Annotated in this window: 11 protein-coding genes; 4 read left to right on the top strand and 7 right to left on the bottom strand. The window is 36.2% G+C overall.

Features of this window, described 5'->3' with window-relative positions:
• Positions 1-20 precede the first annotated feature (20 nt).
• The 6 genes from MR062_RS12770 to MR062_RS12745 all read right to left on the bottom strand — a co-directional run bounded on the left by MR062_RS12770 (position 21) and on the right by MR062_RS12745 (position 6175).
• Positions 21-524, bottom strand: coding sequence for a GbsR/MarR family transcriptional regulator (locus tag MR062_RS12770; protein ID WP_242204877.1), 504 nt, complete (start codon positions 522-524; stop codon positions 21-23).
• Between the two features lie 48 nt (positions 525-572).
• Complete coding sequence (locus MR062_RS12765) at positions 573-1352, bottom strand: hypothetical protein (protein ID WP_242204875.1); 780 nt, start codon at positions 1350-1352, stop codon at positions 573-575.
• 28 nt (positions 1353-1380) lie between these two features.
• A complete protein-coding gene (locus MR062_RS12760) occupies positions 1381-3444 on the bottom strand; it encodes a M3 family metallopeptidase (RefSeq protein WP_242204873.1) in 2064 nt (687 codons plus the stop codon).
• A 145-nt stretch (positions 3445-3589) separates the two neighbouring features.
• On the bottom strand, positions 3590-4069 hold the full coding sequence (purE, locus tag MR062_RS12755; RefSeq protein WP_242204871.1) for a 5-(carboxyamino)imidazole ribonucleotide mutase: 480 nt from the start codon (positions 4067-4069) through the stop codon (positions 3590-3592).
• A complete protein-coding gene (gene rhuM / locus MR062_RS12750) occupies positions 4062-5021 on the bottom strand; it encodes a RhuM family protein (protein WP_242204869.1) in 960 nt (319 codons plus the stop codon). The genes purE and rhuM overlap by 8 nt, the downstream gene beginning before the upstream one ends.
• Positions 5018-6175 (bottom strand): 5-(carboxyamino)imidazole ribonucleotide synthase, encoded by a 1158-nt coding sequence (locus MR062_RS12745; RefSeq protein WP_242204867.1) that lies wholly within the window; start codon positions 6173-6175, stop codon positions 5018-5020. Before MR062_RS12745 ends, rhuM begins: the two co-directional genes overlap by 4 nt.
• A 250-nt stretch (positions 6176-6425) precedes the next feature.
• Here MR062_RS12745 and MR062_RS12740 point away from each other — a divergent pair, with 250 nt between their 5' ends.
• The 3 genes from MR062_RS12740 to obgE all read left to right on the top strand — a co-directional run bounded on the left by MR062_RS12740 (position 6426) and on the right by obgE (position 9136).
• Entirely contained in the window at positions 6426-7535 is a 1110-nt protein-coding gene (locus tag MR062_RS12740) for an adenylate kinase (protein ID WP_242204864.1), read from the top strand.
• 139 nt (positions 7536-7674) lie between these two features.
• Positions 7675-8055 (top strand): four helix bundle protein, encoded by a 381-nt coding sequence (locus MR062_RS12735; RefSeq protein ID WP_242204862.1) that lies wholly within the window; start codon positions 7675-7677, stop codon positions 8053-8055.
• Positions 8056-8137: 82 nt separating this feature from the next.
• Positions 8138-9136: a GTPase ObgE gene (obgE, locus tag MR062_RS12730; protein WP_242204861.1), complete on the top strand. Its 999-nt coding sequence runs from the start codon at positions 8138-8140 to the stop codon at positions 9134-9136.
• Here the strand turns inward: obgE and MR062_RS12725 are convergent.
• A complete protein-coding gene (locus tag MR062_RS12725; RefSeq protein WP_242204859.1) occupies positions 9133-9816 on the bottom strand; it encodes a cell division ATP-binding protein FtsE in 684 nt (227 codons plus the stop codon). The two genes, obgE and MR062_RS12725, sit on opposite strands and share 4 nt — an antisense overlap.
• 387 nt (positions 9817-10203) lie before the next feature.
• On the opposite strand from MR062_RS12725, the gene MR062_RS12720 reads away from it, so the two are divergent.
• The gene (locus MR062_RS12720; protein ID WP_242204857.1) at positions 10204-13221 is read left to right on the top strand and encodes a tetratricopeptide repeat protein; all 3018 of its coding nucleotides are present in this window, start codon (positions 10204-10206) and stop codon (positions 13219-13221) included.
• Positions 13222-13236: the final 15 nt, after the last annotated feature.

Here is a 13236-nt window from a genome sequence, read left to right as displayed (position 1 = left end):
AAATCATATTTTAAAAAATTTTATTTAATCAGTTTTAATAAAGATTTAGTGATCCAGTTTTGTTCTTGGCTCACAATTTTATTCATCAAAGCATCTGCCGTATCAGCTAGATCGTGCAATGCCTTGGTTTGTTTGATTAACTCTTTGGTTTTAGCTGTGCCATCATCTTTAATTGAACTTATTTCTTTCAATACTTTTATCACAGGTTTTATTTCCCTTCTACTGCGCTCTTTTGCAATATGTCTTGCCAATTCCTGTACATCTTTTTCGGTGGTAAAAAACTCTTTGCGCTCTCCAGGTATTAACTCTTTGGTTACAATGCCCCAATCCATAAGCTGACGTAAATTCATGCTGGCATTGCCACGGGAAATTTTAAGTTCTTCCATGACCTCTTCCATAGATAATGGCTTAGTGGATATAAAAAGCAAGGATTGTATTTGTGCCATGGCCTTGTTAATACCCCAAAGTGTGCCCAAACTGCCCCAAGTACTAATAAACTTTTCTTTTGCTTCTTGATATTCCATGACACAAATATAAAAATTATTTCTAAACTTTCAATAATTATTGAAAGTTTATTTTATTTGAAAATGAATATGATCATCATGTCTAACAGCTTGGCAACCATGGAATCGAATTTTTGAATATGCATTTAAACCCAGTTGATCTTTTAAATAGGGTTCAATAAATAGCTTTTCTGAATTTGCCGCCTTTAATAATTCTAGGATTAAAGTTTTAGTGTTTTCTGGGTCAAACTTTAAATTGCTTTTATTTTCTAATGATAAATATTTTGTGAAATCGTATTGCAAATACCCTTTGTTTATACAATCATTGGCAGTTGGGTTTTCCTTTTCTACATATATGCCATAACCCGATACTGAAGGCTTTTTATTTGTTTTGTTGCCTTTATTGGTCATATACATAAATGAAATATCAATCTTTTTTCCGTCATTATGGCTTAAATGAGGTAACAAAGGAAAGCCATCTAAAAAAGGGAAATTGGCATCTAGATAAGTTATAGTGATATCATATGTAGTCAATCTTTTTGCGGTATTTTTTAATAAGTCATTTAATTCTGGTTTCACATAATTTCTAAACAGTAGGGGATAAGTAATATTCCTTGGTCTTAACTGAGAATTAAGCACTGGAAGTCTTTCCCTTCCTAAAAACTTAGCGATAGGAGGGACAATCATTAGATTGAAAACTAAGTATATTAAAGGGAAAACAATTCGTTTTCTTTTGCTGTATTTATATGATACAAAACAAGTAATACACCAAATTATTCCTCCAACTTGAGTTAAGGCTGTTAAAAATAGAAAGATGAGTAGGTGTCCAATTATTTTGATTAATTTCATAAACAATTAAACGACTAAACAAATCAACTTATTTTATCAATCCCGCCCGTCTTAATAGGGCTTCTGGTTTTGGTTCTTGTCCTCTAAACCGTTTGTAAAGCGTCATAGGGTCTTCTGTACCGCCTTTGGAAAGTACATGTTCTTTAAATTTATGGGCAACGGTTTTATTAAAAATACCTGCCTCCTTAAAATATTCAAAGGCGTCGGCATCGAGTACTTCTGCCCATTTGTAACTGTAATATCCAGATGAGTAGCCCCCTTGGAAAATATGGGAAAAGGCCGTGCTCATACAGGTGTCTTGGGTATCGGGATATAAAGTTGTATTTTTAAAGGCTTCGGTTTCATGTACTTTTACATTGTTTATGGACTCTGGAGCGTTGCCAGCGTGCCAGCTCATATCCAATAATCCAAAACTTAATTGGCGTAGGGTTTGCATGCCCTCATGGAACGTTGCCGACTCCTTTATTTTTTCAACCAAATCCATAGGGATTAGGTCGCCTGTTTCGTAGTGGTTTGCAAACAGTTCCAAGGCTTCCTTTTCGTAGCACCAATTTTCCATGACTTGGCTGGGGAGTTCCACAAAATCCCAATATACGCTAGTGCCCGATAAACTGGGGTAGGTGGTATTGGCCAACATGCCATGTAAAGCATGGCCAAATTCATGGAATAAAGTGGTCACCTCGTTAAAGGTTAATAACGATGGTTTGCTCTTTGTAGCCCCTTCGACTACGCTCAGGACAGGCTTAGTGAAATTACAAACAATTGAAATATGAGGGCGGCTATTTTCGCCATCTTTTACATATTGTGGTTTGTAAGAGGTCATCCATGCACCGTTGCGTTTACCCGGTCTAGGGAAAAAATCGGCATAGAAAACCGCTATAAAATCACCTTTGGTATTTGTAACCTTATAGGTTAAAACATCGTCGTGGTATTTGTCTATGTTATCAATTGCTTCAAATTGCAAATCGAATAGTTTGTTTGCCACAGTAAAGGCTCCATCAATAACGTTTTCTAATTTGAAATAAGGCTTTAGCTTTTCGTCATCCAAACTAAATAACTTTTGTTTTAATTTTTCTGAATAATAAGCCCCATCCCATTTTTCAAGTCGGTCGATGTTGTCCAGTTCTTTAGCAAATTGTTCCAGATTTTTGAATTCCCGTTCTGCAGCAGGTTTGGCTTTTTCCAGCAATTCATTTAAAAAGGATTGGACTTTTTCCGGGGTTTGAGCCATGCGTTCTTCCAAAACAAAATGAGCATGGGTTTTGTAGCCCAATAAGTTAGCTCGTTGGTGGCGTAATTGTACAATCTCTAAAACATTTTGTTGATTGTCCAGTTTGTCACCATGAAAACCTTTACTTCCAGCAGCAAAGGTTATTTGTTTTCGAAGCTCTCGGTTATCGGCATAAGTCACAAAAGGGATGTAGCTAGGATAATCTAAAGTAAATAGCCAGCCTTCTTTATTTTTGGCTTCGGCCAATTGTTTGGCCGCTTCTTTGGCACTTTCGGGTAAACCGGATAAATCATCTTCATTGGTGATAATCATCTCAAAATCATTGGTTTCTGCCAATACATTTTCACCGAATTTAAGTTTAAGCTGACTTAGTTTTTTGTCGATGTCACGAAGCACTAATTTTTTATCTTCTGGAAGATTGGCCCCGTTTCGGGAAAAACTTTTATATTTTTTTTCAAGCAACGTAAGTTGTTCTGTATTTAAGTTTAACGCTTCCCTAGATTCGTAAACTGTTTTGATTCTTTTAAACAATGCTTCGTTTAAGGTAATGTCGTTACTAAATTCAGATAAAAGTGGAGACACTTCCTGAGCAATCGTTTGAATGGTGTCGTTGGTCTCGGCAGAATTTAAATTAAAAAATAGACTGGAGATTCTATCTAGTTGCTCTCCAGAAAACTCTAAGGCTTCAATGGTATTTTTAAAATTGGGAGCTTCAGTGTTATTCGTTATGGCATCAATTTCCTGTTTTGCATTGGTAATAGCCACCTTAAAAGCGGGCAAGAAATGGTCCTCCTTAATTTTTGAAAAAGGAGCTGTATGGTATGGTGTATTAAATTGTTGGTTGAGGACGTTGCTGGACATAAATTGAATGTATTAATTTTATTATTATTATGTTATGCATGCATAATAAAGAATTTGTATATTTGCCACCGTGATTAAAGAGTGACTAACTCATTAAATTATTGTTAATAGTTTAAAAACCCCAAATTACTTTGGGGTTTTTATTTTATAGGTCTTTCGCAGATTCGTTGACCTTTACTTTAAGCCCTTCTTTATACGCTACTATTTTATCGAGTACACATGTGTCGTGGGCACCAATAATTTGAGCAGCCAATATGCCCGCGTTTTTAGCGCCATTAAGCGCAACTGTAGCAACAGGAACCCCGCCAGGCATTTGAAGAATAGAGAGAATAGAGTCCCATCCATCTATAGAATTACTGCTCTTAACTGGAACGCCAATAACGGGTAGCGGTGACAAAGAAGCTATCATTCCTGGTAAGTGGGCAGCACCACCGGCACCTGCTATAATTACCGAAAAGCCTCTGCTATGGGCGTTTTTGCCATAATCGAATAGTTTTTCTGGGGTGCGATGCGCCGATACAATATCTACTTCTACTTCTATATCAAAACCTTTTAAGATGTCTATGGCATCTTGCATAACAGGAAGATCACTTTTGCTTCCCATAATTACACCTACTTTACTCATTTTCAATATGAATTAAATTTATAATTATATTTATTATCAACTCCTTTTCTTTTGGATTACTTTCTGCAATCATTATAGTTAAAGCAACCAAAGTGTCGTTCGTTATTTTCTTTTTTCCATCTTTATGGTAAAGAAAATTATTTTTATCAAGATACCAAACAAATAACCATGCCGCAATTCTTTTATTACCGTCTGTGAATGAATGGTTCTTTACAACAAGGTACAATAGATTTGCCGCTTTTTCCTCAATACTTGGGTATAAATCGTTTCCGCCAAAAGTCTGATCTATAACAGCAATAGAACTTTTAAAAGAATTATCTTTTTCATTGCCAAATAATCTTGATGCCCCAAAGTTTACTCTTAATTGTTGAATGGCTTTTAGGGCTTCATTATAGTCTATCTTAAAAACAGCTCTGGATAAACTCGGTATTTTTTTTATCCTTTGATGGTCATAATCATCTAAAATATTCAAGGCTTTAGTGTAATCATCTAAAACATTAATAAGGTTTTTTGATAAATCATCAATTGGTATGCTGTTTTTAGCAGTCCGGGTTATTAATTGTACTGTTTTTTTTAATTGTTTTAAGCGCTTTTCGTTTAATGAATACCCTTTTATGAGGTGATTTTTTAAAACGTTATTTGCCCAAATTCTAAATTGTGTTCCTGTTTTTGATTTTATGCGATATCCAAGTGATATTATAACATCTAAATTGTAGTAATTTATCGGTTTATCGGAATGACTAAAGTGCATTTTTTGCACATTGCCTTTTTTAGGAAGCTCATTTTCTTTAAAAATGTTATTTATATGTCGTGTAATTACCGAACGATCCCTTTTGAAAAGTTCTGAAAGTTGATTTTGGTTCAACCAAATATTATCATCTTTTAGATTGACTTCAATTTTTGATGAACCATCTGCTGTACTATATATGATTATTTCACCTGATTCTTTCATGAACTACTAATCACTTCGATAGTATTCTTTACCGCTTCAGCAACTCGTCGTGCTTCATTTAAATCTTCGTTCACAATAGTAACATGTCCCATTTTTCTAAATGGGCGTGTTTGTTTTTTACCATATATATGAGGTGTTACACCAGCCATCTCCATTATGGTCTCAATATTTTTGTAAACTACATTACCAGTGTAGCCTTCTGCGCCAACTAAGTTAACCATAACACCACCTGCTTTACTATCGGTTCTACCCAGAGGTAAATCTAAAATAGCCCTTACATGTTGTTCGAACTGTGATGTATAGCTGGCTTCTATAGTTTGGTGTCCCGAATTATGGGGCCTAGGGGCTACTTCGTTTATTAAAATGTCGTCATCCTGTGTTTGAAACATTTCAACCGCTAACAACCCAACATGGTTAAATGCTTTTGATGTTTTTAAAGCAATGTCTTTTGCTTTTTTAGCAACATCTTCAGGAACTCTGGCAGGGCAAATTACATATTCAACTTGATTGGCTTCTGGGTGAAATTCCATTTCCACAACAGGGTAGCTTTTGGTATCGCCCGAGGCATTGCGAGCAACAATAACCGCTAATTCGTTTTTAAAGGGGACTAAGGTCTCTGCAATGCATTCCACATTAGGCAATCCTTTTAAGTCCTGTAATGTCTTTACAATTTTAACGCCTTGGCCATCGTATCCAAACTGTGCTGATTTCCAAACAAAGGGTAAAGTTAGTCCGCCATGATTTACAGCGTCCTTGATTTCCGATGTGTAGGCGAAACGGGAAAAGGGAGCGGTTGGCAAATCATTGTCTATATAAAACAATTTTTGACTAGCTTTATTTTGAATGGTCCGTAATGTTTTTGAAGCGGGATACACTTTTACGCCTTCCTTCTCTAGTGCCTCAAGGGCATCTACATTAACATTTTCAATTTCAATGGTTAAAACATCAACCTGCTTCCCAAAATTGTAAACCGCCTTATAATCCATTAAATCACCTAAATGGAATTCATTACAGGCAATTTTACAGGGGGCTTCCTGGCTAGCTTCTAAAACACATGTGTAAATGTCAAATTTTCTAGTATTGTAAAGCAACATTTTACCAAGTTGTCCGCCACCTAAAATACCGAGTTTAAAATTTGAAGAGAAGTAGTTCATTATAATAAATTATATCTAAAAACTAAATTAAGGTTAGGCAAAAATACATTTTAATATCAAATGAGCCATAACAAATCTTGATGCTTTCAGGGAGGCTTTTTAGCTAATTGCACCTGCCTGCCGGCAAGGCAGGTCTCACCAATTAAAAACAAATTAATAATAAACAGATGAAATTACTTTGTAAAAGGCAATTCAAAAATCGCAAATCGTAAATCATTTACTATCTTTGCCTTTTTAAAAACGAATTAGGTTGATAAAGCTTCACGATAAATATTTCAAACCATTTATTTCAGCACAACAAATTGACGATGCCCTAAGCCGAATGGTTCAGGAAATAGCCAATGATGTAGGTGACGATATTCCCGTATTTGTTGGGATCTTAAATGGCTCGTTTATGGTGGTGAGTGATTTTGTAAAGAAATATCCTAAACCTTGTGAAGTAACATTCATTAAATTGGCCTCTTATGAAGGGGTGAAATCCTCCGAGGATATCCAACGCTTAATTGGGTTAACACAAGATTTAACAGGACGAACGGTTATTATTCTGGAAGATATTATTGATTCTGGGAATACCTTGGCAGAAGTACATCGTATTTTTAAAAATGAAAAGGTAAAAACCTTAAAAATAGCCACCCTGTTTTACAAACCAGAGGCTTATAAAAAAGATTTTAAACTCCATTATATAGGTATAAAAATTCCTAACAAGTTTATAGTTGGTTTTGGTTTAGACTATGATGGCTTGGGAAGAGACATACCAGAAGTATATCAAATAAAAGAAACACAACACATGACAAACTTAGTGCTTTTTGGCCCTCCAGGAGCAGGGAAAGGAACCCAGGCAGAATTTTTAAAAGAACAATACAATTTAGTGCACATTTCAACTGGAGATGTATTTCGTTATAATATAAAAAATGAAACTGCTTTGGGCATGTTGGCCAAATCCTATATCGATAAGGGTGAATTGGTGCCAGACCAAGTAACTATTGATATGTTGAATGCCGAAGTTGAGAAAAATGCAGATGCTAACGGATTTATTTTTGATGGTTTTCCACGTACCAACGCACAAGCCGAAGCCCTGGATAAGCTAATGGACAGTAAAGATTCTCAAATCAATGCAATGATAGCGCTTGAGGTTGATGATGAGATTTTAGTGGAACGTTTACTTAAAAGAGGTGAAACAAGCGGACGGGCAGATGATGCCGATGAATCCATTATTAGAAATAGAATCACAGAATACTACAATAAAACAGCCGTTTTAAAAGAGTATTATTCAGCTCAAGATAAATATTTTGGTGTTGATGGTGTGGGGAGTATAGAAGATATTACCAAGCGTTTGAGTGCTGTTATAGATTCATTGTAGATTGAAGTGGTTGATTGGGATTGATTGGGATTGATGGAGATTGATTGGGATTGATTGGGATTGATGGAGATTGATTGGGATTGATTGGGATTGATTGGGATTGAATAAGATTGATGTGTCAATGCTTAGCAAGTGAAAAATGGAAAACTTTAGTTGGACAGAGTACAAGATAAGTGTTCGTGAAAGACTTCGTATTTTTGCATTGCAAGTTCTAGATTTGTCTGAAACTATTCCAAAATCTATAAGAGGTAAAGTCGTCAATCATCAATTAACCAAATCAGGTACTTCTGCCTATGCTACTTATAGAGCAGGGTTAAGGGCAAGGTCTAAAGCAGAATTTTTTAGTAAATTATCCATAGCTGTTGAAGAAGTAGATGAAACCGAAATGTGGATTGAGCTGTTAATTGCCTCAAATATTATAAAAGGTGATAAAGTAAAGGAGCTACATAGTGAAAGTATAGAGTTGATTAAGATTTTGGCCAGTATGCGAAAAAGATTATCAGATAATAGTAAAAGATAAGTATTTGTTCAATTTATTTCAATCTTTATGGGCCTGTTTCATTTCAATCTGCTTCAATCTTAAATAAATCAATCTTAAATAAATGACCGAAGGCAATTTTGTAGATTACGTAAAAATGTATGTGGCTTCTGGAAACGGAGGTAAGGGCTCTGCCCATTTACACCGCGAAAAGTATATCGCAAAAGGTGGTCCAGATGGCGGTGATGGTGGTCGTGGCGGTCATGTTATAATTAGGGGCAATTCCAATCTATGGACCCTCTTTCATTTAAAATTTAAAAGGCACGTTCGTGCTGGCCATGGTGGACATGGAGCCAGTAGTAGGAGTACGGGAGCCGATGGTGAAGATACTTATGTTGATGTGCCACTGGGAACCATAGTAAGAGATACCGAGACCAATGACGTTATTTTTGAAATCACCGAACATGGGGATGAAAGAATAATAGCTAAAGGCGGTAAAGGCGGTTTGGGAAACTGGCATTTTAAATCGGCTACCAATCAAACGCCTAGGTATGCGCAACCAGGGCTTCCAATGGAAGAAAAATACATCACTTTAGAATTAAAAGTATTGGCCGATGTGGGCTTGGTAGGTTTTCCCAATGCAGGGAAGTCAACTTTGCTATCGGTAATGACGTCTGCAAAACCAAAAATTGCCGATTACGAATTTACCACACTAAAACCAAATCTAGGTATTGTGGAGTATCGCGATTTCCAAAGTTTTGTGATGGCCGATATTCCAGGAATTATAGAAGGTGCCGCCGAAGGTAAAGGTTTGGGCTATTACTTTTTAAGGCATATAGAGCGTAACTCGATACTATTGTTTTTAATTCCTGCCGATGCCGATGATATTAAAAAACAATACGATATTTTGTTGGATGAGTTACGACGTTACAATCCGGAAATGTTGGATAAAGAACGTATGATAGCCATTTCGAAATGCGATATGCTGGACGAAGAGCTTAAAGCCGAATTAAAAGAAGAACTAGATAATGAACTCCCTATTCCCTACGTGTTCATTTCCTCTGTAGCCCAGCAAGGCATTCAGGAGCTAAAAGATAAGCTTTGGAAGATGCTTAATGATTAATTTTTTCTCTGAACCACCTCATAAACCTCATTGTCATCACATTTTAAGGTTTTGCTTGGGTATTTAAGCAATAAGGCATAATCGTGCGTGGCCATTAAAATGGTATTGCCGTTTTTGTTTATGTCCTGGAGCACTTCCATAACTTCCACGCTGGTTTGGGGGTCTAAATTACCAGTAGGTTCATCGGCTAAAATAAGCTCAGGGTTGTTCAATAAAGCCCTGGCAATGGCAATGCGTTGTTGTTCGCCTCCAGAGAGTTCGTGAGGAAATTTAAATCCTTTGGTTTTCATATCTACTTTAGTAAGCACTTCTTCAACGCGAGAGTCCATTTCGTTTTTATCTTTCCACCCGGTAGCTTTAAGTACAAATAATAAGTTGTCGTTAATTGTTCTATCGGCAAGTAATTTAAAGTCTTGAAAAACAATCCCTAATTTACGCCTTAAAAAAGGAATGTCCTTTTCCTTAAGCGTTTTTAGGTCATAATCCACAATATGGCCTTCACCTTCAGTTAAAGGTAAATCGCCATAAAGTGTTTTCATAAAACTACTTTTTCCCGTCCCAGTCTTACCAATTAAGTACACAAAATCACCTTTGTTCACTTCAACATTAACATTAGAAAGCACTAGGCTGTCACCTTGATAAATAGAGGCGTTTTTTAATTGTAAAATTGGGTTGGGCATTTTTAGATAAAAAATTAAAAGTTAAAATTTCAAAGTTAAACGTTTTTATATTTAGTATGGTATCGGGACACTACAAATATCGATTATACAAATATTTTTTAGGGCAAATGGCAAGCCACCACGCTATACGCTATAGTTTTTTTAAATTTTTAAGAATTTAAAAAAAGCTGCCGCTCCTATCGTTTTTGCTGGGAATAGATTGCAAAGGCTGATGCTCGACACCAATGGTAGGTGTTCATACAATCACCCGTCATCGGTCATCTAGCATCAATCTCCTTTTATCTAAAAAAGAGCATTTAATAACTCCGTTTATAATTATAGCACGATTGTTGCGTTATAAGGTTGAGATTAAATTATATTTGATTTTAAATTTAAACCCAATCGTTAATGACTATTAAAAACTTAGCAATTCTGGTGCTGGCGTTACCGTTTAGTTTTCAGGTTTTTGCGCAGCAATCCGCGACCTATACCAGTGATTTAGTAGACTACCAAAAAGCACTTTCCTTATATAATAATCAACAATATTTAGCGGCACAGTCTATGTTTAGGCATGTAAAGAAGACCGCCAATGAAGATGTCCTGCAATCAGATTGTGCTTATTATATAGCCAATTGTGCTGTGAGGTTAAACCAGCAAAATGCCGATGGTTTGGTAGAAGATTTTGTAGAGGATTATCCAACCAGTACCAAGCGCAATACCGCTTTTGTAGATGTAGGCGATTACTATTTTGAAAATTCCAAATACGCCTACGCCAAAAAATGGTACGACAAGGTGGATGAAGCCGCCCTAAGCAGAAATGAAAAGCAAAAATTCAACTTCAATAATGGTTATGCGGCCTTTTCGACCAAGCGGTATAAAGAGGCCAAAAAGTATTTAAGTAGAGTGGAAAACTCGCAAAAGTACGGTTCGCAAGCTAAGTATTATATCGGGTTTATGGCTTATGAAAGTGACGATTACGATCAAGCCAATGAATATTTCGACCAAGTAAGTGACAAGGAGCGGTACCAAGAAAAACTTTCCTATTATCAAGCCGATTTAAATTTCAAATTGGGAAAGTTTGAAAAAGCAATCGAATTGGCCAAAGAACGTTTAGAAACCAGTGATGAAGCCGAAGTATCGGAATTATCCAAAATTATTGGAGAAAGTCATTTCAATTTAAAACAGTATGACCGAGCTATTCCTTACCTAAAAGCCTATAAAGGCAAGCGTGGCAAGTGGAACAATACCGATTTTTACCAATTGGGTTATGCTTACTACAAGCAAGGTGATTATGAAAGTGCCGTTTCAGAATTCAATAAAATTATTGGAGGTAATAATGGCATTGCCCAAAACGCCTATTACCATTTAGGAGAGAGTTATATAAATCTGGATAAAAAACAAGAGGCCTTAAACGCCTTTAAAAATGCCTCTGAGATGGATTTCGATTTAAAAATCCAAGAGGATGCATGGTTAAACTATGCTAAAATTAGTTACGAAATAGGCAACCCTTATCAATCTGCTCCCCAAGTATTGGCTGGGTATTTAGATAAATATCCAAATACCAGTTACAAAGAAGAAATTGAAACCCTTTTAATTGATTCTTATATTACGTCAAAAAATTATAAGGAAGCCCTCAACTTATTGGAAGGTAAGCGTAGTTTTGAAAATAAGGTAGCCTATCAAAAAGTAGCGTTTTATCGTGGTATAGAACTTTATAATGAAGGCAACTATTTAGAAGCTATCCATTTGTTTGATGCCTCGTTAAAAGAGCCAAGAGATCCAAACTATACGGCAAGGGCAACATTTTGGAAAGCCGAAGCCGATTTTAATTTAACCAATTACGATGATGCTCTGGTAGGCTTTAAGCAGTTTCAGCAGCAAGCACAATCGACCTTGCCCGAAACTGAAAATTTAGATTATAACATTGCCTATACCTATTTCAAACAAAAAAACTATCCAAAGGCCACCGAGTATTTCAATACTTTTATTAGAAACCATAAAGGTGATAAAGTAAGGCTTAATGATGCGTATTTAAGATTGGGTGATGGTTACTTTGTATCCAGCGACTATAGCGATGCCATAGATGCTTACGAGCAGGCCATAAAAGTTAATGAAATAGATTCCGATTATCCTTTTTTCCAAAAAGCCTTAAGTGCAGGTTACCTAGGTCAATCCTCAAAAAAAATTACAGAACTGGAACGCTTTATAGACACCTACCCCAATTCTAAATTAAGGGACGACGCGATGTACGAGTTGGGGAATTCGTATGTAAAGGCCAATCAGGCCGAAAAGGCTATGGCTATTTACGACCGTTTGAATAAAGAATATCGAATGAGTTCTTTTGTACCAAGAGCACTATTGCGTCAAGGGTTGGTGTATTATAATGGCAGCCAGAATGAACAGGCTCTGGGAAAGTTTAAGAAAGTGGCCAACGAATTTCCAAATACTCCTGAAGCCCAGCAAGCGGTGTCTACAGCACGATTGATTTATATTGACTTAGGACGGGTAAATGAATATGCGTCTTGGGTAAAAACATTGGATTATGTTGAAGTGACCAATACCGATTTAGACAATGCCACCTATGAAGCTGCAGAAAAGCAATATTTAGATAATAATACAGATAAGGGCATAAGGCAATTTAATGGTTACTTAAATGAGTTTCCTAATGGATTGCACGCCCTACAATCGCATTTCTATTTGGCGCAATTGTATTTTAAAAAGGATTTAAAAGGTAACGCTGCACCACATTACAAGTATGTGGTAGAAGCTTCACAAAGCGAGTTCACCGAAGAAGCCTTATCCCGTTTGTCACAATATCATCTAGAGAATAAAAATTGGAATGAAGCCATGCCATTGTTGTCACGTTTGGAGCAAGAGGCAAACTTTCCGCAAAATGTCATTTTTGCACAATCTAATTTAATGAAGGCCAATTACCAATTAGATCGATACAACGAAGCAGTAACTTATGCCGAAAAGGTATTGGGCAATTCTAAAATTGATAATAAGATAAAAAGTGATGCCTATATTATCATTGCGCGTTCGGCGATAAAAACAGGCGATGAAGCAAAAGCTAAAACCGCTTATACCGAAGTAGAACGTGTAGCGACAGGAGAAACAGCGGCAGAGGCACTCTACTATAATGCCTATTTTAAACATAAAGCGGGCCAGTTTGAGGCATCAAACAAATCGGTGCAAAAATTGGCTAGGGATTTTTCAGGATATAAATATTATAGTGCCAAAGGATTGGTACTTATGGCTAAGAATTTTTATGCCTTAAACGATGCCTTTCAAGCGACTTATATTTTAGAAAGCGTTATTGAGAATTTTAAGGAGTTTAGCGATGTTGCCGAAGAAGCCAAAACAGAACTAAACAAAATTAAGCAGGAAGAGGCAAAAACCAATTCATCCATACAAACCGAAGATTAAATCAAAAATAAAATT

Origin of the sequence: Aestuariivivens insulae (genome assembly GCF_022662195.1) — a bacterium.
Lineage (GTDB): Bacteria > Bacteroidota > Bacteroidia > Flavobacteriales > Flavobacteriaceae > Aestuariivivens > Aestuariivivens insulae.
This window is presented reverse-complemented; position numbering and strand designations above follow the sequence as displayed.